The sequence below is a fragment of the Streptomyces sp. NPDC002476 genome (assembly GCF_042889785.1).
Taxonomy (GTDB): Bacteria; Actinomycetota; Actinomycetes; order Streptomycetales; family Streptomycetaceae; genus Streptomyces.
The window spans coordinates 20,180-40,709 of record NZ_JBIARH010000015.1; the positions used below are offsets into that span (position 1 = coordinate 20,180).

At 72.1% G+C, this 20,530-nt stretch carries 21 protein-coding genes; 13 read left to right on the forward strand and 8 right to left on the reverse strand.

Translation table 11 applies throughout. The features are described 5' to 3' along the window. Positions 1–359: 359 nt before the first annotated feature. Positions 360–1,112, reverse strand: coding sequence for an SsgA family sporulation/cell division regulator (locus tag ACFYXM_RS18810; RefSeq protein WP_389290588.1), 753 nt, complete (start codon positions 1,110–1,112; stop codon positions 360–362). 257 nt (positions 1,113–1,369) lie between these two features. Here ACFYXM_RS18810 and ACFYXM_RS18815 point away from each other — a divergent pair, with 257 nt between their 5' ends. From ACFYXM_RS18815 to ACFYXM_RS18845, 7 genes are all read left to right on the forward strand, one after another. Further along, complete coding sequence (locus tag ACFYXM_RS18815) at positions 1,370–2,245, forward strand: HipA family kinase (RefSeq protein ID WP_389290590.1); 876 nt, start codon at positions 1,370–1,372, stop codon at positions 2,243–2,245. Further along, positions 2,242–2,625 carry a DUF3037 domain-containing protein gene (locus ACFYXM_RS18820; RefSeq protein ID WP_389290592.1) on the forward strand — a complete coding sequence of 128 codons (384 nt, stop codon included), beginning with the start codon at positions 2,242–2,244 and terminating at the stop codon, positions 2,623–2,625. Before ACFYXM_RS18815 ends, ACFYXM_RS18820 begins: the two co-directional genes overlap by 4 nt. Before the next feature lie 268 nt (positions 2,626–2,893). Then, on the forward strand, positions 2,894–3,655 hold the full coding sequence (fabG, locus tag ACFYXM_RS18825; RefSeq protein WP_389290594.1) for a 3-oxoacyl-ACP reductase FabG: 762 nt from the start codon (positions 2,894–2,896) through the stop codon (positions 3,653–3,655). A 20-nt stretch (positions 3,656–3,675) separates the two neighbouring features. After that, a complete protein-coding gene (locus ACFYXM_RS18830; RefSeq protein WP_389290596.1) occupies positions 3,676–4,431 on the forward strand; it encodes an SDR family oxidoreductase in 756 nt (251 codons plus the stop codon). A gap of 117 nt (positions 4,432–4,548) precedes the next feature. After that, entirely contained in the window at positions 4,549–6,129 is a 1,581-nt protein-coding gene (locus ACFYXM_RS18835) for an ABC transporter substrate-binding protein (protein WP_389290597.1), read from the forward strand. Between the two features lie 149 nt (positions 6,130–6,278). After that, complete coding sequence (locus ACFYXM_RS18840; protein WP_389290599.1) at positions 6,279–6,962, forward strand: uracil-DNA glycosylase; 684 nt, start codon at positions 6,279–6,281, stop codon at positions 6,960–6,962. Between the two features lie 225 nt (positions 6,963–7,187). Further along, on the forward strand, positions 7,188–7,673 hold the full coding sequence (locus ACFYXM_RS18845; RefSeq protein ID WP_389290601.1) for a hypothetical protein: 486 nt from the start codon (positions 7,188–7,190) through the stop codon (positions 7,671–7,673). Positions 7,674–7,727: 54 nt separating this feature from the next. Here the strand turns inward: ACFYXM_RS18845 and ACFYXM_RS18850 are convergent, their stop codons facing one another. Then, entirely contained in the window at positions 7,728–8,177 is a 450-nt protein-coding gene (locus ACFYXM_RS18850; RefSeq protein ID WP_389290603.1) for a hypothetical protein, read from the reverse strand. 286 nt (positions 8,178–8,463) lie between these two features. Between ACFYXM_RS18850 and ACFYXM_RS18855 the strand changes: the two genes are divergently transcribed. Next, on the forward strand, positions 8,464–9,363 hold the full coding sequence (locus ACFYXM_RS18855; protein WP_389290605.1) for a Gfo/Idh/MocA family protein: 900 nt from the start codon (positions 8,464–8,466) through the stop codon (positions 9,361–9,363). A gap of 43 nt (positions 9,364–9,406) precedes the next feature. Here ACFYXM_RS18855 and lnt read toward each other — a convergent pair whose 3' ends face one another. Both lnt and ACFYXM_RS18865 read right to left on the reverse strand, forming a co-directional pair. Next, on the reverse strand, positions 9,407–11,110 hold the full coding sequence (gene lnt / locus ACFYXM_RS18860; RefSeq protein ID WP_389290606.1) for an apolipoprotein N-acyltransferase: 1,704 nt from the start codon (positions 11,108–11,110) through the stop codon (positions 9,407–9,409). A 238-nt stretch (positions 11,111–11,348) separates the two neighbouring features. After that, a complete protein-coding gene (locus tag ACFYXM_RS18865) occupies positions 11,349–12,197 on the reverse strand; it encodes a universal stress protein (protein ID WP_389290608.1) in 849 nt (282 codons plus the stop codon). Between the two features lie 186 nt (positions 12,198–12,383). On the opposite strand from ACFYXM_RS18865, the gene ACFYXM_RS18870 reads away from it, so the two are divergent. Next, positions 12,384–12,638: a DUF1049 domain-containing protein gene (locus tag ACFYXM_RS18870; RefSeq protein WP_389290609.1), complete on the forward strand. Its 255-nt coding sequence runs from the start codon at positions 12,384–12,386 to the stop codon at positions 12,636–12,638. Positions 12,639–12,841: 203 nt separating this feature from the next. Here the strand turns inward: ACFYXM_RS18870 and ACFYXM_RS18875 are convergent, their stop codons facing one another. After that, on the reverse strand, positions 12,842–13,714 hold the full coding sequence (locus tag ACFYXM_RS18875) for an undecaprenyl-diphosphate phosphatase (RefSeq protein WP_389290610.1): 873 nt from the start codon (positions 13,712–13,714) through the stop codon (positions 12,842–12,844). A gap of 294 nt (positions 13,715–14,008) precedes the next feature. Further along, entirely contained in the window at positions 14,009–14,722 is a 714-nt protein-coding gene (locus ACFYXM_RS18880; protein WP_389290612.1) for a TVP38/TMEM64 family protein, read from the reverse strand. 131 nt (positions 14,723–14,853) lie between these two features. Here ACFYXM_RS18880 and ACFYXM_RS18885 point away from each other — a divergent pair, with 131 nt between their 5' ends. The 4 genes from ACFYXM_RS18885 (at position 14,854) to ACFYXM_RS18900 (ending at position 18,044) form a co-directional block, all read left to right on the forward strand. Continuing rightward, positions 14,854–14,994 (forward strand): hypothetical protein, encoded by a 141-nt coding sequence (locus ACFYXM_RS18885; RefSeq protein WP_389290613.1) that lies wholly within the window; start codon positions 14,854–14,856, stop codon positions 14,992–14,994. Positions 14,995–15,089: 95 nt separating this feature from the next. Further along, positions 15,090–16,259 carry an elongation factor Tu gene (gene tuf, locus ACFYXM_RS18890; protein ID WP_389290615.1) on the forward strand — a complete coding sequence of 390 codons (1,170 nt, stop codon included), beginning with the start codon at positions 15,090–15,092 and terminating at the stop codon, positions 16,257–16,259. A 71-nt stretch (positions 16,260–16,330) separates the two neighbouring features. Further along, positions 16,331–17,176, forward strand: coding sequence for a patatin-like phospholipase family protein (locus tag ACFYXM_RS18895; RefSeq protein WP_389290616.1), 846 nt, complete (start codon positions 16,331–16,333; stop codon positions 17,174–17,176). Positions 17,177–17,198: 22 nt separating this feature from the next. Beyond that, positions 17,199–18,044, forward strand: a complete 846-nt coding sequence (locus tag ACFYXM_RS18900) for a spermidine synthase (protein WP_389290618.1) — start codon at positions 17,199–17,201, stop codon at positions 18,042–18,044. Here ACFYXM_RS18900 and ACFYXM_RS18905 read toward each other — a convergent pair. Together ACFYXM_RS18905 and ACFYXM_RS18910 are read right to left on the reverse strand one after the other, a co-directional pair. Beyond that, positions 18,006–19,325, reverse strand: coding sequence for an MFS transporter (locus ACFYXM_RS18905; protein ID WP_389290620.1), 1,320 nt, complete (start codon positions 19,323–19,325; stop codon positions 18,006–18,008). The genes ACFYXM_RS18900 and ACFYXM_RS18905 overlap by 39 nt on opposite strands. An 89-nt stretch (positions 19,326–19,414) precedes the next feature. Further along, positions 19,415–20,485, reverse strand: a complete 1,071-nt coding sequence (locus ACFYXM_RS18910; RefSeq protein ID WP_389290622.1) for a hypothetical protein — start codon at positions 20,483–20,485, stop codon at positions 19,415–19,417. Between the last annotated feature and the right edge of the window lie 45 nt (positions 20,486–20,530).

Here is a 20,530-nt window from a genome sequence, read left to right on the forward strand (position 1 = left end):
GAGGCTTGCTCCCACCCGTCGGCCGGTCGGTACTCGGCTGGATCAGGTACGGCACCGGCCGACCTGCGGACCGGTCCTGCCGAAGGGCTGGTCGCCGCGGCTGTCGACTTCGGCGGTGGCCACCCTCACGGCGGGGACGGTGTCCGTTCCCGGGCGGGCCGTGCCGTGGCCGGTCGGCCGGTACCGGGCCCGTCCGGGGATTCGGTCGCGGAGGACGGGCACCCTGCGGTGACGACGGTGGGGCGGGCGGCGATGGGCACCGCGCGGCACCGTCCGAGCGGGTGGTCCATGGGATCTCCGACTGTGTCCGGGAGCGGCCGAAGCCGGGAGGAGGGACCCGATGCGTCCCGGTTCGGAGGCTAGTTACGTCGCCCTGGGGCGGCATCTCGATCTCGCGTACCGGTGGTCGTACGGTTTCGCGGCCGGCCGTACGGCGTTCCGCTCGGAAGGCCCTGGGGTGGAGGAGGGCGGCGGCCGTGTGCCGAACGGCCTCGCGGGCGGGACCGGTCAAGTGAAACCCGCGGGGTCCGGTGTGCGGGCTCGCCGATCGGGGTTCGTGGGAGAAGAGCGTGGACCGGTCGGGTGACGGGGCGCCCGGTCCGGCTCGTCAGCTCCCGCGCCGTGCAGCAGGCGGCAGGGCTCGGCCTCCACGTCGAGGCCGTCCGTCTCCCGCCCGGCCGGAACCAGGTGATACGTGTGGGCCGGCCAGTCGGCCTGTCGGCCACCACGCGGAGCGGGGCGGCGAGCCGGGCCCGGCCCGCCGGGGAGGAAAGGGCGAGGTCGAGCACCATCCGGTGCCCGGCGCCGCAGGGCCAGAAGCGTATGTCCCCGCCACCGGTCGGCCGGAGGACACCGTCGGCCAGGAGGTCGCGGGCGGAGGTCCACGTCACCGGTTCTTCGGTACCGGTGCGGAAGGCGAAGGTCGCGGCGTACGGATCGTCCGATCCGTAGCGCAGGGACGGGGGTACCGTGACGTGCTCGCCCGGGGCGGGGGCCTGGGCCGGCGGGGGCATGGGCGAACGGGAGCAGGGGAGTTCGACGGAAAGGTGCATGTACGCAGCAACTGGGCGACCTGCCACGTCGGCGTGGCCGGGAGCATGGGAACTCCCCATGCTCCCGGCGGAACACGCCCGCCCCTGCGGCCAACCGCTCCACGGCCGGGCCCTGCCCGGACCCCGTCCGGCCGCGGAGCGGTCGGGAGCTTCGACGCCCCGGGCCGCGAGGAGCTCCCCTCGTCCGGCGCGGCCGGGGCGCCGGAGTCCACGGCGGTGCCCCGGCCGCCGAGGCCAGGGGCCGAGCCCCTTCCACGGCGTGCCCCGGGCCGTGCCCCTTCCGACGGCACGGTCGGACGGATGGATAGCCTGGGAAAATGCTCACAGAAGTGACAGCGACCCGTTACATCACCCCTTTGCGTGAGGGCGGCTCGCTCCCCGGGATCGTCGAGGCCGACGACCTCGGCACCTACGTCATGAAGTTCACCGGCGCCGGACAGGGCCGTAAGACGCTCGTCGCGGAGGTCGTCTGCGGCCGGCTCGGGCAGCGGCTCGGGCTGCGCGTTCCCGAACTCGTACAGATCCAGCTCGACCCCGTCATCGGGCTCGCGGAACCCGACCAGGAGGTGCAGGAGCTTCTGAAGGCCAGCGGCGGGCTCAACCTCGGGATGGACTTCCTGCCCGGGTCCATCGGATTCGACGCGCTCGCCTACCAGGTCGATCCCCGGGAAGCCGGACGCGTCGTCTGGTTCGACGCGCTGATCAACAACGTCGACCGGTCCTGGCGCAATCCGAACATGCTGGTGTGGCACGGCGATCTGTGGCTCATCGACCATGGCGCCACCATGATCTGGCACCACAACTGGCCCGGCGCCCAGGCGTCCGCCGCCAAGCCGTACGACGCCTCGGACCACGCGCTCGCCCCCTTCGCCCCCGACATAGCGGCGGCGGCCGCCGAACTCGCGCCGCTGGTCACCGAGGAGCTGCTCACCGAGGTCACGGCAGAGGTTCCCGACGAATGGCTGGTCGACGAGCCGGGCTTCGACTCCACGGACGAACTGCGCCGCGCCTACGTGGCGGCGCTGCTTCCACGCGCCGCGACCATTCACGAGCGGATCACTATGGACGGGCCCACGCCCTCCAGGCCGTCGCAGGCGCCCGGCTGGCTGACCGGGGACAGCCCGTGGCCGCACCCCACCAGGAAGAACGGCGAGGACGGCACCGACACGAACGACGAGGACGGCCACCGGTGAGCGAGCGCGATGTCTTCGAGTACGCCCTGCTGCGCGTGGTGCCACGGGTGCAGCGCGGCGAGTGCTTCAACGCGGGCGTGGTCGTCTACTGCCGTGCGCGGGGCTTCGTCGCCGCCCGCACGCATCTTGACGAGGCCAAGCTGATGATGCTGGATCCCGCCGCGGACGTGGCCGGTGTACGGGCCGCACTGCACGCCGTCGAGGGCGTCTGCCAGGGCGGCGCGGACGCCGGTCAGGCCGCCGGCGACGACGCGGGCCGCCGCTTCCGCTGGCTGATCGCGCCGCGCTCCACCGTGATCCAGCCGGGCCCCGTGCACAGCGGTCTCACCGCCGACCCCGGGGCCGAGGTGGAGCGGCTGCTCGACCTGCTGGTGCGCTGAGCCCTCCCCGCTCCTTCGCGTCCGCCACGCCACCGCCCGGCCCGTCGCTCGGCGCCGCCCGGAACGGAACACCGAGGCGGCGCCGAGCCATGTGACATGCGCCCCTGCGGCCGTGGGCCGTTGACACCGGGTGCCGGGGCTTCTAGCGTCTCGTCTGCTGAAGGTACTAAGCGGTCGCTCAGTCATGGGAGGTCCGGCGCGACGCGAGGTTCCGCGCCGGGCCCCCGACATCCGCTGAGCGGCGATCCAAGGGCGAGGAGAACCAAGCATGTCCACCACCGAGCAGCGTGTCGCCATCGTGACCGGAGCGGCGCGGGGCATCGGCGCCGCCACCGCGGTACGCCTTGCGGCCGAGGGCCGGGCCGTCGCCGTACTCGATCTGGACGAGGCGGCCTGCAAGGACACGGTCGAGAAGATCACCGCGGCCGGGGGCACCGCGCTCGCCGTCGGCTGCGACGTGTCGGACGCCGCCCAGGTGGAGGCCGCGGTCGCGCGCGTCGCCGCCGATCTCGGGGCCCCGACGATCCTCGTCAACAACGCGGGCGTGCTCCGCGACAACCTGCTCTTCAAGATGTCCGAGTCCGATTGGGACACCGTGATGAACGTGCATCTCAAGGGCGCGTTCCTGATGGCCAAGGCCGTCCAGAAGCACATGGTGGACGCCGAGTTCGGCCGGATCGTCTCGCTGTCCTCCTCCTCCGCGCTCGGCAACCGCGGCCAGGCCAACTACTCCGCCGTCAAGGCCGGCCTGCAGGGCTTCACCAAGACGCTCGCCAAGGAGCTCGGCAAGTTCGGCATCACCGCCAACGCCGTCGCCCCCGGTTTCATCGTGACCGAGATGACCGCGCAGACCGCCGCCCGGATCGGCATGGGCTTCGAGGAGTTCCAGGCCGCCGCCGCCAGCCAGATCCCGGTCCAGCGCGTGGGCCGTCCCGAGGACGTCGCGGGGGCCATCGCCTTCTTCACGGGCGACGAGGCCGGCTTCGTCTCCGGCCAGGTCATGTATGTCGCCGGCGGACCGCTCAACTGACGTGAGGGGCTGAGGACATCATGGCTGCGCAGGACAGCGGGCGGGTCGCGCTCATCACGGGCGCGAGCCGCGGCATCGGCTACGGCATCGCCGAGGCGTTCGTGGCCCGCGGGGACCGGGTCTGCATCACCGGACGCGGAGAGGACGCGCTCAAGGAGGCCGTGGAGCGGCTCGGCTCCGACCGGGCGATCGCGGTGGCGGGCAAGGCGCACGACGAGGCCCACCAGGAGGCGGCCGTCGAGCGCACCATGGAGGCGTTCGGCCGGATCGACTTCCTGGTCAACAACGCCGGGACGAACCCGGTGTTCGGCCCCGTCGCCGACCTCGACCTCGATGTCGCCCGCAAGGTCTTCGAGACCAACGTGGTCTCGGCGCTCGGCTTCGCCCAGCGGACCTGGAAGGCGTGGCAGAAGGAGAACGGCGGGGCGATCGTGAACATCGCTTCGGTCGCCGGCCTGTCCGCGTCGCCGTTCGTCGGCGCGTACGGCGTGAGCAAGGCGGCCCTGGTCAATCTGACCCTCCAGCTGGCGCACGAGTTCGCGCCCGTCGTCCGGGTCAACGCGATCGCGCCCGCCGTCGTGAAGACGAGGTTCGCCCGGGCGCTGTACGAGGGCCGTGAGGCGGAGACGGCCGCCTCCTACCCGCTCGGCCGTCTCGGAGTCCCCGAGGACGTCGGTGGTGCCGCCGCGTTCCTCACGTCGGACCAGGCCGGCTGGGTCACCGGACAGACCCTGGTGGTCGACGGCGGGTTGTTCCTGAATGCCGGAGTGGGCTGAGACGGCCTGAGGGGATTTCACCGAGATTGACTCAAGTGCCCTGTCGGGGCTTTGAATTGAACCGGCAGGGCGCTGCGGTAGGGTCTGCCGTCCCATGGCTGATCGAGGAGCGTTCACGTGTTCTACCGGGCCAGTCTGCAGGCCGCTGCAGCTCTTGTCTCCCTGTCCCTGCTGGCAGGCTGCGGACTTCTCTCCGACAGCGGTTCGAAAGTCGAGCAGAAGATAGTCGTCGGTACGACCAGTGAGCCCTCCACACTCGATCCGGCGGCGGCATGGGACAACTCGTGGGAACTGATGCGGAACGTCTTCCAGACGCTGGTGAGCTTCCCCACCGGCAGCACCCGTCCCGAGCCGGACGCCGCGGAGTCGTGCAGGTTCACCGACAGCAGCAGTACGGCCTACCGCTGCAAACTGCGCAAGGGACTGAAGTTCTCCAACGGTGACGAGCTCGACGCCGAGGCCGTGAAGTACTCCATCGACCGGATATCGGCGATCAAGGTCAAGGGCGGCCCCGTCGGCATGCTCGGCTCCCTCGACCGGGTCGAGACGAAGGGGGACGACATCGTCGTCTTCCACCTCACCAAGTCGGACGCGACCTTCCCGTTCATCCTCGCCACCCCCGCGATGTCGCTGGTCGCGCCGAGCGAGTACTCGAAGTACAAGATCCGCGACGACGGCAAGGTCATCGGCTCGGGCCCGTACCTCCTGGACTCGTACAAGCCCGGGAAGCGGGCCGAACTGGTCAGGAACCCGGACTACAAGGGCTTCGCCGACCGGAAGAACGACGCGGTGACCATCAAGTACTTCAAGGACTCCGCCCACGTGGTCGCGTCGCTGAAGAAGAAGGAGATCGACGTGATCTACCGCGGTCTCACCGCGGACGACGTCGTCGACCTGGAGTCGGGCAGGGGCAGGAAGAACGAACTGAAGATCGTCGAGACGGTCGGCGCGGACATCCGGTTCCTGGTGTTCAACCCCGAGGATCCCGCCGCCGGGAACGTGGCGGTGCGTCGGGCCATCGCCCAGCTCGTCGACCGCGACGCGCTCGTGGCCAAGGTCTACCGGGGCACCGCCGAGCCGCTGTACTCCATGGTCCCCAAGGGCATCGCCGGGCACACCACCAGCTTCTTCGACGCCTACGGGGACCCGGACCCGGCCAAGGCCAAGCAGATCCTGGAGCGGGCGGGCCTCACCAAGCCGGTTGCCCTGACGCTCTGGTACACCACCGACCGCTACGGCTCCTCCACGGCCGCGGAGTTCACCGAGCTGAAGCGCCAGCTGGAGGACTCCGGGCTGTTCCGGATCACACTCAGGAGCAAGCCCTGGAAGGATTTCCAGGAGGGCTTCACCCAGGGTGAGTACCCGGTCTTCGGACGCGGCTGGTTCCCGGACTTCCCGGACCCGGACAACTTCATCGCCCCCTTCGTGGGCAAGGACAGCATCACCGGGATGCCCTATCTGAAGAGCGAGATCACGGACCAGCTGCTGCCCCGCACCCGCAAGGAGAGCGACCGGGGCGCGGTCAGCAAGCAGTTCGAGCGGGCCCAGCAGATCCTGGTCGAGGACGTCCGGCTGCTGCCACTGTGGCAGGGCAAGCTGTACGTGGCGTCCGGCGACGACATCGGCGGCGGCGAGCGCGTCATCGACCCGCAGGTCGTCATGCAGATGTGGGAGTTCTACCGCAAGGCCAGCTGGTAGCCCGGCCGATGCCGTGACCGGAGGGGCTCGCCCGGCGACGCCCGGCGGGACCCCTCCGGTCACGGCAGCAGGGGCTCGCCCGGCCCGTTGTCAGTGGTCCCCGGTAGGTTCTCGGGTGAAGAACGTATGAGTCACCGGAGGTTGTCGACGTGTCCTACACCGACCTGCTGCCCGAGTCCTGGCGCGGCGTCCTCGGCGAGGAGCTGGAGAAGCCGTACTTCAAGGAGCTCACCGAGTTCGTCGAGGAGGAGCGGGCCAAGGGGCCGGTCTACCCGCCGCGCGACCAGGTGTTCGCGGCCCTGGAGGCCACGCCGTACGAGAAGGTGAAGGTCCTCGTCCTCGGTCAGGACCCTTACCACGGGGAGGGACAGGGACACGGGTTGTGCTTCTCCGTGCGGCCCGGGGTGAAGACGCCGCCGTCCCTGCGGAACATCTACAAGGAGATGAAGGAGGAGCTCGGCCTGCCGATCCCGGACAACGGGTATCTGATGCCGTGGGCCGAGCAGGGCGTGCTCCTGCTCAACGCGGTCCTGACGGTCCGCGCGGGCGAGGCCAACTCGCACAAGAACAAGGGCTGGGAGAAGTTCACCGACGCGGTGATCCGCGCGGTCGCCTCGCGTCCCGACCCGGCGGTCTTCGTGCTGTGGGGCAATTACGCCCAGAAGAAGCTGTCCTTGATCGACGAGACGCGTCACGTGGTGGTGAAGGGCGCGCACCCGTCGCCGCTGTCCGCCAAGAAGTTCTTCGGCTCCCGACCGTTCACGCAGATCAACGAGGCGATCGAGGCGCAGGGGCACGAGGCCATCGACTGGCGTATCCCCGACCTGGGCTGACGCCACGGGCCGGAGGCCGCCGTTCGACGGACCGGCCGACCGCACCGGCTCCGGCGGGACCTTCCGGCCGGAGCCGCACCCGCGCCGCACGGAGCCCGATGGACGGCTGCGCCGGTCCCGGACGCACCGGACGCCGCGCGCGCTGATCCACGGAGATCCGCGAAGATCCGTCGGACAGGCCCTAGCGTTCGAGGGGGAACGGGTGGACCGGACGAGGAGGCCGCGGTGACCGAGCAGCGGGAGGCGTCGCCGGACGCCGTCATGACCAGGATCGGCCAGGCGATCATGCTGCTGCACGGCGGCGACCGGGAGGAGGCCCGCAACCGTTTCGGCGCTCTCTGGTCGGAGATCGGCGAGGACGGCGACGCCCTGCACCGGTGCACCCTCGCCCACTACATGGCCGACACCCAGGACGACCCCGGCGACGAACTGGCCTGGGATCTCAGGGCCCTGACCGCGGCCGACAGCCTGACCGACGAGCGCATGACGCAGCACTCCGACGCCCTCGCGGTGCGGGTCCTGTATCCGTCGCTCCACCTCAACCTCGCGGCGGACTATGTGAAGCTCCAGCGGCACGACGAGGCCCGGACCCATCTGGACCGGGCGCACGCCGCCTCCGGGGTGCTCGCGGAGGACGGGGCGGACGACGGGTACGGGGGAGGGGTCCGCGCCGCCATCGCGCGACTGGAGCTGCGCCTGCGGGAGAGGTGAGCGGGTGGCCCGTCCGCACCGGACGGGCCACCCGCTCGTCGTGTCCGCCCGGGGTCAGCGGCCGTAGGTCTCGTCGCAGATGCGGGACTGCGGGCTGCCCGCCGGCCAGTGACCGTACCCCCGTCCCAGCGCGCAGACGTCCCGCCCGGACACCGGGACGGGCAGGACCGGTACGGGTGCGGAGACCACGGGCGGGGCCTGACGCGGACGGTGGCGCACCGTGCCGGTGTGCTTTCGTCGCCGGGGAGGGTGCGGTGCGGCCCGGCGCGCGTCCGGCGGCGAGCCGTGCGCGGGGGAGGACGAGGCGGCGGACGGACCGGCGTCCGGCTCGGCGGCCAGGCCGTCGTGGACCGGTGGGGCGATCTGGGGTTCCAGGTCCGGGGAGGGCCTGCTGTTCCCCGGCCGGGGCGGAACGTCCGGCTGCGGCGTCACGGACACGCAGCCGGACAGCGTCGCGACCGCCACACCGGCCAGGAGTTTCACGAAGGTTCTGGTTCGTTGCACCCGAGCAACTCTGCTGTGCCGACCCGATGTCGGGTGAGCCGGGAAGCCGGGATTGGCCCGCACGAGTGACTCCGGTCGGCGCAACGTCCCGCTGCGGGCCGGCACGTCACCCTCTCGGACCCCGCGCAGGACGGACCGGCCGACGCCGCCTCCGCCGACAGGAGGCCGCCGCGGCGCACGTATGCTGCCCGGACGAACCACGCGCGGCCGGCCGGGTCACCGGGCCGGCCGGGCCCACCGGGCGAACACCGGGCAGGCCGACGCCGAACACTGAGAGGGAGTACCCGTGAAGGTCGGATGCATCGGGCTCGGCGACATCGCGCGGAAGGCGTACCTGCCGGTTCTGACCGCTCTTCCCGAGATCGAACTGCACGTGCAGACCCGCACCCCGGCCACCCTGGCCGCGGTCGCCGAGGCGCACCGGATCCCGGCCGGGCAGTGCCACGCGGACCTCGGGTCCCTGATCGCACAGGGGCTGGATGCGGCGTTCGTGCACGCGCCCACCGCAGTGCACCCGGAGATCGTGGAACGGCTGCTGGAGGCGGATGTAGCCACATATGTCGACAAGCCGATCGCCTATGAACTCGCCGATTCCGAAAGGCTGGTGAGCCTCGCCGAGGAGCGCGGGACGAGCCTCGCCGTCGGCTTCAACCGCCGGGTCGCACCCTCTTATGCACAGTGCGCCGAGCACCCGCGCGAACTGATCCTCATGCAGAAGAACCGGGTCGGCCTGCCCGAGAACCCGCGCACCATGGTGCTCGACGACTTCATCCACGTCGTCGACACCCTGCGATTCCTGGTCCCCGGCACGATCGAACACGTCGTCACGCACGCCAGGATCGTCGACGGTCTGATGCACCACGTCGTGCTGCACCTGTCCGGCGAGGGCTTCACCGCCGTCGGCACGATGAACCGGCTCAGCGGCTCGACCGAGGAACGCCTGGAGGTCTCGGGCCAGGACGCCAAGCGCGAGGTCCTCGATCTCGCGCAGGTGATCGACCACAAGGGGCAGCCGAGCGTGCGGCGGCGGGGCGACTGGGTGCCGGTGGCCCGTCAGCGTGGCATCGAGCAGTGCGTGCTGGCCTTCCTGGACGCCGTACGGGCCGGGACGGTGCTCAGCGCCCGGGACGCCCTGCAGACGCACGAACTGTGCGAGCGCGTCCTGCGTGACCTCGGCTGCGCCTGACCGGGCCGTACCCGGCACACCCCCGCCCCGCACGCACCTGCGGCTACCGGCTGGTCTTCGGCGTCGGCCCACCGGGCACACCGCCCTCGGCGCCCCGGTCGCGCCTCCTCGCGGCCCGCACGCCCACGGACGCGGCGTACATGACCAGTACGGCCGCCGCCCCCACCGGCGGCCAGTCGCCCCACCGGACGTACAGGGTGGTGCCGGAGGCCAGGGGCACGTCGAACACCTCGGCGCCACTGGTGTCCGTACCGAGCGGGGTGCCGATCCGCTCGCCCCGGGGGCCGTACACCGCGCTGACGCCCGTGAGTGTGGCGTGCACCACCGGACGGCCGTTCTCGGCGGCCCGCAGCGCCCCCAGCGAGGCGTGCTGTTCGGGAGCCCAGCTGTGCTGGAACGTCGAGGTCGACGACTGGACCACCAGGAGTTGCGCGCCGTCCCGGGTCAGCCGACGGCTCATGTCGGGGAAGGCGGACTCGAAGCAGATCAGCGGTCCGATCCGCAGCCCTCTGCCGTGGACCGCGTCGGGGAGCGGCATCGTCACCGGACGGGTCCCCCGGAGCCGGTCCTCACTCGCCGCGCGGCCCACGGACGTGGCCCAGCCGAACAGCGAGCGCGCCGGTACGTACTCACCGAACGGCACCAGCCGCATCTTGTCGTAACGATCTCCGGTCAGACCGTCCGGGCCCACCAGCATCGCCGACTTGAAGATCCCCGACCGGCCCGATCCGTCGCTCTGCCGGGCGTCCGCGTTGATCAGCACGTCCGCGCCCACCCGACGCGACAGCGCCGCGATCCGTGCGGTGACGTCCGGATGCCGGGCCGGATCCACACCGACGCTGCTCTCGCCCCACACCACCAGATCGAGGCCGCGTCCCGCCAGCGATCCGGTCAGCCGCTCACCGGCCGCGAGCCGCCGTTCGACGCTGTGCGGGCTCGTGAGCACACCGGGCTGCACCACGGCGATCCTCGCCACCCCCGACGGCCGGGGCTGCGGTGCCCACCCGGCCGCCGCCCCCACCGAAAGGGCGCACAGCGCGACGCCGACGACACCGGCCTTCCGTGCGGCACCGGCCACGAACAGCAGCACGACGGCGGTGTTCACCGCGACCTCCAGGAGACTCACCAGCCACACACCGCCGACCGAGGCCACGCGGAGCGCCGGGCCCGCCTCCCACTGGCTCGCTCCGAGCAGTCCCCAGGGTCCGCCGAGTCCCTGCCAGGAACGGACCGTCTCGATCAGCAGCCAGCCGCACGGCACCACGACGAGGGCAGCCGCGGCCGCCGCGGCGGACATCCTGCCACGCAGCAGCCGGAAGACCAGCAGACCCCACGGTGCCCACAGCAGCCCGAGCAGCGCGGCCAGGACCAGCAGGAACACATGCAGGCTCGGCAGCAGCCAGTGGTGCACGGCGAGCAGGAACGCCGTCCCGCCGAGCCAGCCGTCGAGCGCGGCCCGGCGCCCCGTACCGGCCGACCGGATCAGCAGCAGCCACGGCACCAGGGCCACGTAGGCGAACCACCACAGGGAGGGTGCCGGGAACGCGAGCGCGGGCAGCGCACCGGCGAACAGCGCCAGGCACCCGCGCCACGGGGCGGACCGCAGCACGCGCACGTACCGACCGCGCCGCTCGGGCGGGCGGTGCCGCGCTGGTCGTTCCCGCCGTTCCCGCCGCTCGGGCGGGCCGTCCCCACGAGACGGCCCGTGCCGTCCGTACCGCTCGCGCCGACCGGCCGGAACCCGCATGCCGCGCCTCCTCGTCCCGCCTGGTCAGCAGTCTCGCCCCGGGACCCCCGTTCCGCAGTTCTTCCCCGGCGCAGGGGAGCGGAAGCACGACGGGCGGGCCCGCCCGCCCGAGACCGGCACCGGCACCGGCACCGGCACCGGCACCGGCACCGGCACCGGCACCGGCACCGGCACCGGCACCGGCACCGGCACCGGCACCGGCACCGGTGCCGGTCCCGGGCCCGCGTCCGGGCCGCGGTCAGCAGGGCACCACGGCCACCGGACCAAGCGCGTGACTGAGCGTGGTCTGGGCGACGGGGGAGAGGCCGAGCCCCAGCGCCTCGCCGCCCCGGCGCCGGCCGATCACCGTCAGGGCCGCGGTGGCCGATGCCGTGACGAGCGCACGCGAGGCCGATCCGCCGACCGCCTCCCTGACGACCTCGACCTGCGGGTACTGCTCCCGCCGGCCGGCGGTGAGTTCGGCGAGGGTCCGCTCGGCCGAGGCCGCCGCGGCCTCACGGTCGAAGACGGGACCTCCGGACAGCATCGAGGAGACCATCGTCCAGCCGTGCACGATCCGCAGCCGCGCACCGGGCCGGGCGGCGGCCGCCGCGAAGGCGAACTCCAGCACCGCCTCGCTGCTCTCGTCGGCGGCCACACCGGCGACGACATCCCGCAACTCCTCCTCCCGGTCCCCCTCCGGCGTGCCATGGACGACGACCACGGGGCACTTGGCCATCGAGGCGATCGCCAAGCTGTTGGACCCGAGCAACAGCGACCGGAAACCTCCCAGCCCGCGGGAACCGACCACCACGAGGGACGCGTCGCGGCTGAGCGAGGTGAGCGCCGCCGCGGGGAAGTCCATCGGGGTGAGCGTCGTCGGGTGCAGGGCGGGTGCAAGCCGGGAGACCCTTCGCACGCACTGGGTGAGCAGCTCCTCCGCCTCGCGCCGCTGCGTTTCCTGGACGGAGTGCGGGGCCGGCGTCCGGGCGTGCACGACGACGAGCGCGAGCCCGCGCCGGGCGGCCTCGCGGGCGGCCCAGTCCAGGGCTTCGAGGCTGTGCGACGAGCCGTCGACGGCTGCGATCACGGGAGGCTCGTTGGTCATGGTGTTTCCCTCCAACATCTGCGGTACGCGTCCCAGGCTGGTACGCGTCCACGTGGTACGGCAGGGACTTTCGGCCCCAACCGCGCCACGAGGCCCGGTCCCGTGCTCCACGAACGGCGAAATGCAAAACAAACGGTGAAATGCGAACTTTGAGGCCAAAAGCCTGAATGGCTCGATACTGGGACCATGACACAGAAAACGTCCCGACCGCACGCCCCGGCGACTCTTTCCGTGAAGGGCCGGGACATACGGTTCCGCACGGTCGGGATCGTGGCGCTGACGGCCGTCGCGATCTGGTTCATCGCCGTGAACAGGGTGTCGGTCGCCATCCGGCTGTGGATTCCCGTCGTCGTCCTGCCGCTCTGGGCGGTGCTGACCGTGACCCTGCTGGCCGGACTCGTGCTGGGAGCGTTCGTCTCCCGTCGCCGGGCCAGGCGCTGAACACGCCCGGGGCGAACGTTGCCGGGAGAGGGCAGGGCGTGTTTCGAGAGTCCCGTCCGGCCCGCGGCGTCCGGCACGGCGCCTCACCATGTTGTCGGGACCGTCCGCGCGCTCCGTACGAGGACGACCCTTCGCCTTGCGGTGCGCCGTACCGGACGCCGCGGGCCCCGCCCTTCGGGCGGACGACGCCGCCTTCGAAACGCCTAGCCCGCGGACTCGCCCGCGTGCGGGCTCAGGACCCCCGCCGCGACCAGGACGAAGAGCACAATGCCCAGAATGATCCGGTAGACGACGAACGGCATGAAGCTCTTGGTCGTGATGAACTTCATGAACCAGGCGATGACGGCGTAACCCACGCCGAACGCGATGACCGTCGCGAAGATCGTCGGTCCCCATGACACGTGCCCCTCGCCCGCGTCCTTCAGCTCGAAAACACCCGAGGCCAGCACCGCCGGAATCGCCAGCAGGAACGAGTAGCGTGCGGCGGCCTCGCGGGTGTAGCCCATCAGCAGACCACCGCTGATGGTGGCGCCGGAGCGGGAGACGCCCGGGATCAGTGCCATGGCCTGGCAGAAGCCGAAGATCAGGCCGTCCTTGACGCCGAGCTCCCGGAGCGTCTTGCGCTCCTTGCTGGCCCGGTGCCTCCCGCCCACCTCGTCGCGGGCGGCGAGCCGGTCGGCGAAGCCGAGGACGATGCCCATCACGATCAACGTGGTGGCGATCAGCCGCAGATCGCGGAACGGCCCCTCGATCTGGTCCTTGAGCGTCACGCCGAGTACGCCGATGGGGATGGATCCCACGATGACCAGCCAGCCCATCTGGGCGTCGTGATCGCCGCGCATCGACCGGTCGAACAGTGAACGGAACCAGGCCGAGACGATCCGGACGATGTCCTTGCGGAAGTAGATGAGGACCGCCGCCTCCGTGCCGATCTGGGTGATGGCGGTGAACGCCGCACCCGGGTCGTGCCATCCGGCGAACGCCGCGGTGAGCCGCAGATGCGCGCTGGAGGAGATCGGCAGGAACTCGGTCAGTCCCTGAACGAGGCCCAGGACGAACGATTCGAACCAGCTCATGGGGCTTTGGCCATCCCGGAGGTGATCATGCATCGGCCGACAGGCACGAATGCCATCGGAAACATGCGGATTTGCGGTCGAATCAAGGCAAGGTCATGCCAGGCCCTGATGACTTCGCTCGGTCGCGGGCAGGGTATCGCCCTCGGATGAACGGGACGACGCACACCCCCGTCGCCGGACGCGGCCGGGCCCCGGCACCCGTCCCGCCGCGCCCTGCCCGGTCCACGCGGCGGAGCGCGCTCCGGGCCCGACGGTGGCTGAGTTCCCGGACCACGCGGCGGGGAACGCCCCGGGTCACCGGGCGGAGAGGCGGTGCCGCCTGCGCCAGGCGACGACGGCCGCGCCGAGCCCCGTCAGCACGATGAAGCCCGTCGCCGCCAGGAACGCGGGCGACGCCGGTGAGGCGGCCTCGCTGCCCGCCACGACGTACGCGGCGGTGTTCGGCACCGAACCCAGTCCGGTCGCCGCCAGGAACGCCGGGCAGCCCATGCGCGAGACCGCCGCGCAGTAGTTGGCCGCCGCGAACGGCACACCGGGGAACAGCCGCAGCGCCAGCATCGAACGGAACCCGTGCCGGCTCAGCTGACCGTCCGCCGCCCGCAGCCAGCGCCCCCGCAGCAGCGTGCGGAGCGCGTCCTGCCCGAGCACCCTGCCCAGCGCGAAGGAGATGCCCGCGCCGAGGACCGTGCCCGCCAGCGCGGCGGCCAGCCCCGCCTGCGAACCGAAGAGCGCCCCGGCGGCGAGATTGAGCAGCGGCCGGGGAACGAAGGCCACCGTGCACACCCCGTACGCCGCGGCGAACAGCACCACGGCGGCGCCGCCCCCGTCCGGCCGGTCCGGCCATCCGGTGGTGAGCAGCCGCTGGGGCTCGAACAGCAGCATCGCCGAGGCGGCGGCCACCAGCACCACCACGAGCAGCGAGAACCGGGACCAGGGCGAGAGCAGCGCCCTCGTGCAGCGCACGGCGAGGCCCTCGGCGGGCCGGGCGGCGGGGGCGGGGTCGAGCATGCGGGGAGACTAACCGACCGCGTACGCGACGAGGGGCCGAACTCCCGCGTACGGACCGGGCCCGCCGAGACCGCCGAGCCCACCGGAAAACCGGTCGACGCGGGCGCGCGTCCCCGGCCATCATCGGACCCATGGTCCGGTACGCCTTCCTCGCAGCGACGTCCGCCGTCGCGGACGCGCCGAAGGCTGCCGTGAACCCCCTCTTCGCGACGGCAGTTGACGCGGCGGCGCCCGCCGCGTCCGTGGCTCCCTTCGACGGCGCCCGAAGCTGACCCTCCCCCGACAGTCCGGCGGACCCCGCAAGGGGAGGGTCGGCAGGGCCCTGGGGTCTTCTTCTTCCCGGCATCGATCTTCCAAGGAAAGAGCCATGTCCAAGACGGCATACGTACGCACCAAGCCCCACCTCAACATCGGCACCATGGGCCACGTCGACCACGGCAAGACCACGCTGACCGCCGCCATCACCAAGGTCCTCAGCGACCGCGGAACCGGCACGTTCGTCCCGTTCGACCGGATCGACCGGGCGCCGGAGGAGAGCCGGCGCGGCATCACCATCAACATCGCGCACGTCGAGTACGAGACCGACACCCGCCACTACGCCCACGTCGACATGCCCGGACACGCCGACTACATCAAGAACATGGTCACCGGCGCCGCCCAGCTCGACGGCGCGATCCTCGTCGTCTCCGCGCTCGACGGGATCATGCCGCAGACCGCCGAGCACGTCCTGCTGGCCCGTCAGGTCGGCGTCGACCACATCGTCGTCGCCCTCAACAAGGCGGACGCGGGCGACCCCGAACTGACCGACCTCGTCGAGCTGGAGGTCCGCGAGCTGCTCACCGCGCACGGCTACGGCGGCCAGTCCGTCCCCGTCGTACGGGTGTCGGGCCTGAAGGCCCTGGAGGGCGAACCTCGCTGGACCTCGGCCGTCGAGGCGCTGCTGGACGCGGTCGACACGTACGTGCCGATGCCGGTGCGCTACACGGACGCGCCGTTCCTGCTCCCGGTGGAGAACGTCCTGACCATCACCGGCCGAGGCACCGTCGTCACCGGAGCCGTCGAGCGCGGCACGGTACGGGTCGGCGACCGGGTGACGGTGCCGGGCCCGGACATCGAGACGGTGGTCACCGGACTGGAGACGTTCGGCAAGCCGATGGAGTCCGCCGAGGCCGGGGACAACGTGGCCCTGCTGCTGCGCGGCGTCGAGCGCGACCGGGTACGCCGCGGTCATGTCGTCGCGGCTCCCGGCAGTGTGACGCCCCGTCGCCGGTTCACGGCGCAGGTGTACGTCCTGACGGCCCGCGAGGGCGGCCGCAGCACCCCGGTCGCCACCGGCTACCGGCCGCAGTTCTACATCCGCACCGCGGACGTCGTCGGCGACATCGACCTCGGCCCGGCGGCGGTGGCGCGCCCCGGCGACACGGTCGACGTCACCGTCGAACTGGGCCGCGACGTACCGCTGGAGACCGGACTCGGCTTCGCGATCCGCGAGGGCGGCCGTACGGTCGGCGCCGGCACCGTCACCGCGGTGCTCTGACATCCGCACCGGCCGGGCCCGCCTCCCACCCCGGGGAAGGCGGGCCCCGTGCCGTGAGCAAGACTGACGGCATGGCAGACACAGCACTGGTACTCGGTGCCGGCGGCGTCACCGGCAGCGCCTGGGAGACCGGCATTCTGCACGGGCTCGCCCAGGCGGGAGCGGACCCGACCGCCGCAGACCTGATCATCGGCAGCTCGGCAGGCGCGGTGGTCGGCGCGCAAGTGGCCTCCGGGGCGCTCGGCCTCGCCGAACTCTACGAACTCCAGCTCTCCGATCCGCGGGGCATGACCGGCGGACGGCTCGGCGCGGCGGCGTTGCTGCGCTACGCGGGGGCCGTGCTGTCGGCGCGCACGCCCGAGGCGTACGGCCGCAAGCTGGCGGGGATCGCCGCCCGGTCCAGGACCGGCGTCACGGCGGAGGAACGGCGCGCGGCGATCGCCGACCGCCTCCCCTCGTCGGACTGGCCCGAGCGCCCTCTGCTCATCACCGCCGTCGACGCGGTCAGCGGCGAGCTCCACGCCTTCGACAGGAGCGGCGGGGTGCCGCTCGTGGACGCCGTCACCGCGAGCTGCGCGGTCCCGGCGGTCTGGCCCGTCGCCACCGCGGGCGGCCGGTCCTGGATCGACGGCGGCGTGCACTCCCCGGCCAACGCCCAGCTCGCCGAGGGCTATGAGCGGGTCGTGATCATCGCCCCGACGGCGAGCGGCAACAAGGTCATCGCCTCGCCGCGCTCGCAGGCGGACCGGCTCGCCGCGCGGGGCGCCCGCGTCGAGGTCATCACCCCGGACCCGGCGGCGAAGCGAGCCTTCGGCCGAAATCCCCTGGACCCGAGCCGCAGGGCGGCGGCGGCCCGCGCCGGACTGGCCCAGGCGGCTGCGCACGCCGACACCGTCGCCTCGGTCGTGAGCGGGTGATCCGGCACCCCACAATGAGAGAGTGAACGAGCCGATACCCGTCATCCGGGACGTGGACCAGGGCACCGCCAGACTCCTCCCCGACGTGGACCGGGACCGGGCCTGGCTGCTCACCGTCGACGGCGCGCCCCAGTCGTACGTCGATCTCGACGCGCCGGAGCATCTCGAGTTCGAGTACGTGCGGCGGCTCGCCCATGTCGTGGACCTGACCGCGGCACCGGGCGCGCCGCTCGACGTGCTCCACCTCGGCGGCGGTGCCCTCACGCTGCCCCGCTACGTCGCCGCGACCAGGCCCGGATCCCGTCAGGACGTCGCCGAGGCCGATCTCGGGCTCCTCGCCCTGGTCGCCGAACATCTCCCGGTGCCCGACGGCGGCGGGATCACCGTGCACGGCGCCGACGCCCGCGGCCTGCTGGAACGGACCCCGCCCGGCTCCGTCGACCTCCTGGTCGCGGACGTCTTCGGCGGCACCCGGGTGCCCGCCCACCTCACCACCGTCGAGTACGCGCGGGTCGCCCGCCGGGCGCTGCGCGACGGCGGAACCTACGCCGCCAACCTCGCGGACGGCGCCCCCTTCGACTTCCTCCGCTCCCAACTGGCCACCTTCGGGGCCGTCTTCGAGGAGATCGCACTGATCGCCGAGCCCGCCGTGCTGCGCGGCCGACGCTTCGGCAACGCCGTACTCGTGGCCTCCGGGCAACTTGTCGACACCGAGGCGCTGACCCGCCGCTGCGCCGCCGATGTGTTCCCCGCCCGGGTCGAGCACGGCGCGGCGCTCACCCGGTTCACCGGGGCCGCCCGGCCGGTCGGGGACGGTGAGGCGGTCGCCTCACCCGAGCCGCCCGACGGCGCTTTCGGGATCGGCTGAGACCGGCTCCCGCGGGGCCACCGCTTCCGTCACCGCCGCGACGGTGGCGGGAGCGCGGGTCAGTCGGCGTACCTCGGGCACGAACAGCACGGCCCCGGTGACCAGCACGATCAGCGCCGCGCAGCCCCACAGCGCCTGGCTCCGCCCGACCAGCACCTCCACCGGACCGGCGAGCGCGGTGGCGAGCGGCATCATCGCCACCGAACCGAACCAGTCGTAGGCCGAGACCCGCGAAAGCTTCTCCTCCGGGATCTCCTGGTGCAGGGTCGTCATCCACGCCACCCCGAACACCTCGATGCAGACGCCGCTGACGAACATCACCAGGCACAGGCCCACCACCGGCAGCGGTACCGCCAGCGCCGCCGACGGCAGGGCCAGCGGGAACACGCAGAGCGTTCCGACCAGCAGCATCCGACGGGGCTTCCAGCGCGTCATCAGGAGCGCCCCGCCCAGTGTGCCGACGCCGAACGCGGCGAGCGCGAAGCCCCAGGGCCGGGGGCCGCCCAGTTCGTCCCGGGCAACCAGCGGCCCGTACACCGACTCGGCGGCCGCCACTGCGGCGACCACCACGGAGAACTGCGCGACGATGCTCCACAGCCACGGCCGGCCGATGAACTCCCGCCAGCCGTCCCGCAGATCGGAGAGCAGGCCGCCGCCGGGTTCGCGTGCCGGGATGTGACCGACGTCCAGGAAGGCGCGCAGCACCCCGGCCACGGCGAAGGCCGCCGCGTCGACGGCCAGCACCCACCCCGGGTCCATGGCCGCGATCATGGCGCCGCCGAGCGCGGCACCGCCGATCGTCGCGCCCTGCATGGCCATTCGGAAGAGGGCGAACGCCCGGCTCGCCTGTTCGCGGTCGACGCTCGACATCAGCATGCCCTCGGCCGCCGGGTTGAAGAACGCCTGTCCGGTCCCGCACAGAGCGGTGAGCAGCATCATCTGCCACAGTTCGGGGTCGCCCGCCAGCACCAGCCAGGCGAAGACGGCCTGCGAGACGCAGTTCAGGGCGTTCGCCGCCACCATCACCCGGTGGCGCGGCAGCCGGTCCGCGATCGCCCCGCCGATCAGCAGGAACAGCACCAGCGGCGTGGCCCTGGCGGCGGCCACCAGGCCGACGTCACCCCCGTCCCCGCCGGACTGGAGAACGGCGAACGCCGCCGCGATCAGCGCGCCATGGGTCCCCAGGCCCGTGATGATCGCGGCGGCGGTCAGCAGACGGTAGTTGCGGCCGGAACGGCGTGCGGGGAGTTCGGGGGCATCGGCGGTGGAGGTGTCGTTCACCACGGGACTATCGCCGCCGCGGCCCCCTCATGCCAATAGATTAAACGGCGCCCCCGGGGATCGCTCCCGCAAGCCTGCCGCGGGAGGCGTCAGGAGGACGGGGCGACGTCCGTCAGCCGCACGGTGCTCAGGATCTTCTCGATGGTGGTGTCCGGGAGCTCGTCCTGCACGTTGTCGGCCGCGTACAGCACCCAGGACGCGAATTCGCCGTTCTTGTTCTTGAAGGTGAAGGCGATCGTCTTGCCGTCGCTGTCGCACTTCTTGCGCTTCGTGACGCCGGGAGCGGTGGCGGTGACGACCTGGCCGGTGAGCCCCGACTTGGTGGTGTACTGCCTGGCCGGGGTGAACTTGATGGTGCTCTGCGGCATGTGCTGCGCGTACGCGCCCCACGCCCAGGTACCGGCCTCGCTGTGGGCGTTCTTGGCGGCGTCGGTGGCGCCCTGGGCGCCCCTGGTGCCGGCGCTCGCCAGGCTGGAGGTCTCCTCGACGCCGTCCTTGTCGGAGTCGTCCACGCACCACTTCTTCTGGAAGTACGACGGTGCGGTGAAACCGATCAGGGGCGAACCGTCGCCCTTCTTCTCGTCCTCGAAGAACGAGAACGTGCCGGGCGTCCCGACCTCCCAGTCCCCGGGCACGTCGAACCGGGTGCCCCACTTGGGGTTGGTGACCACCTTCCAGCCCGCGACGAGGGGCTTGGCGTCCTCGCCGCCGCGCGGGTTCGCCTCCGGCGAGGACGCGGCATCGGACGGGTCGGCGGGAGCCGAGGTCTTCTTGTCGTCGGCGATGTCCTTGCCCTTGTCGTCGTCCTTGTTCAGCACGACGACACCGGTGACCGCCGCCGCCACCACGACGGCGGTGGCCGCGACGATCGCCACGGCGGTGGTCTTCTTCTTGTCGTTGCCGGGCTGCGGAGCACCGGGCGGACCGGGAACCGCGTACTGCGGAACGGTCGGCTGCTGGTACGGGTTCGGCTGCGGGTAGCCGTAGCCGGGCTGTTGCCCCTGCTGCGGATGTCCCGGGCGCTGCCCGGGCTGTCCCTGCTGCTGGTATCCCGGCTGCTGATAGGGATTCGGCTGCTGGTACCCCGGCTGCTGGTACGGGTTCTGGTTCTGGTCCTGCGGGTTGTGCTCGCCCCCGGGCGGCTGCTGTCCTGGCCACATGGCTGGAAACAATAAGGGGGCCCCACCGGGACGGCTACGTCCGCC

Bases quoted from the DNA above. Each gene is read 5' to 3' on its own strand.
- ACFYXM_RS18810 (WP_389290588.1), bottom strand. From the start codon at position 1,112: ATGGGGAGTTCCCATGCTCCCGGCCACGCCGACGTGGCAGGTCGCCCA.
- ACFYXM_RS18815 (WP_389290590.1), top strand. From the start codon at position 1,370: ATGCTCACAGAAGTGACAGCGACCCGTTACATCACCCCTTTGCGTGAG.
- fabG (WP_389290594.1), top strand. From the start codon at position 2,894: ATGTCCACCACCGAGCAGCGTGTCGCCATCGTGACCGGAGCGGCGCGG.
- ACFYXM_RS18830 (WP_389290596.1), top strand. From the start codon at position 3,676: ATGGCTGCGCAGGACAGCGGGCGGGTCGCGCTCATCACGGGCGCGAGC.
- lnt (WP_389290606.1), bottom strand. From the start codon at position 11,110: ATGCGGGTTCCGGCCGGTCGGCGCGAGCGGTACGGACGGCACGGGCCG.
- ACFYXM_RS18865 (WP_389290608.1), bottom strand. From the start codon at position 12,197: ATGACCAACGAGCCTCCCGTGATCGCAGCCGTCGACGGCTCGTCGCAC.
- ACFYXM_RS18870 (WP_389290609.1), top strand. From the start codon at position 12,384: ATGACACAGAAAACGTCCCGACCGCACGCCCCGGCGACTCTTTCCGTG.
- ACFYXM_RS18875 (WP_389290610.1), bottom strand. From the start codon at position 13,714: ATGAGCTGGTTCGAATCGTTCGTCCTGGGCCTCGTTCAGGGACTGACC.
- ACFYXM_RS18880 (WP_389290612.1), bottom strand. From the start codon at position 14,722: ATGCTCGACCCCGCCCCCGCCGCCCGGCCCGCCGAGGGCCTCGCCGTG.
- ACFYXM_RS18885 (WP_389290613.1), top strand. From the start codon at position 14,854: ATGGTCCGGTACGCCTTCCTCGCAGCGACGTCCGCCGTCGCGGACGCG.
- tuf (WP_389290615.1), top strand. From the start codon at position 15,090: ATGTCCAAGACGGCATACGTACGCACCAAGCCCCACCTCAACATCGGC.
- ACFYXM_RS18895 (WP_389290616.1), top strand. From the start codon at position 16,331: ATGGCAGACACAGCACTGGTACTCGGTGCCGGCGGCGTCACCGGCAGC.
- ACFYXM_RS18910 (WP_389290622.1), bottom strand. From the start codon at position 20,485: ATGTGGCCAGGACAGCAGCCGCCCGGGGGCGAGCACAACCCGCAGGAC.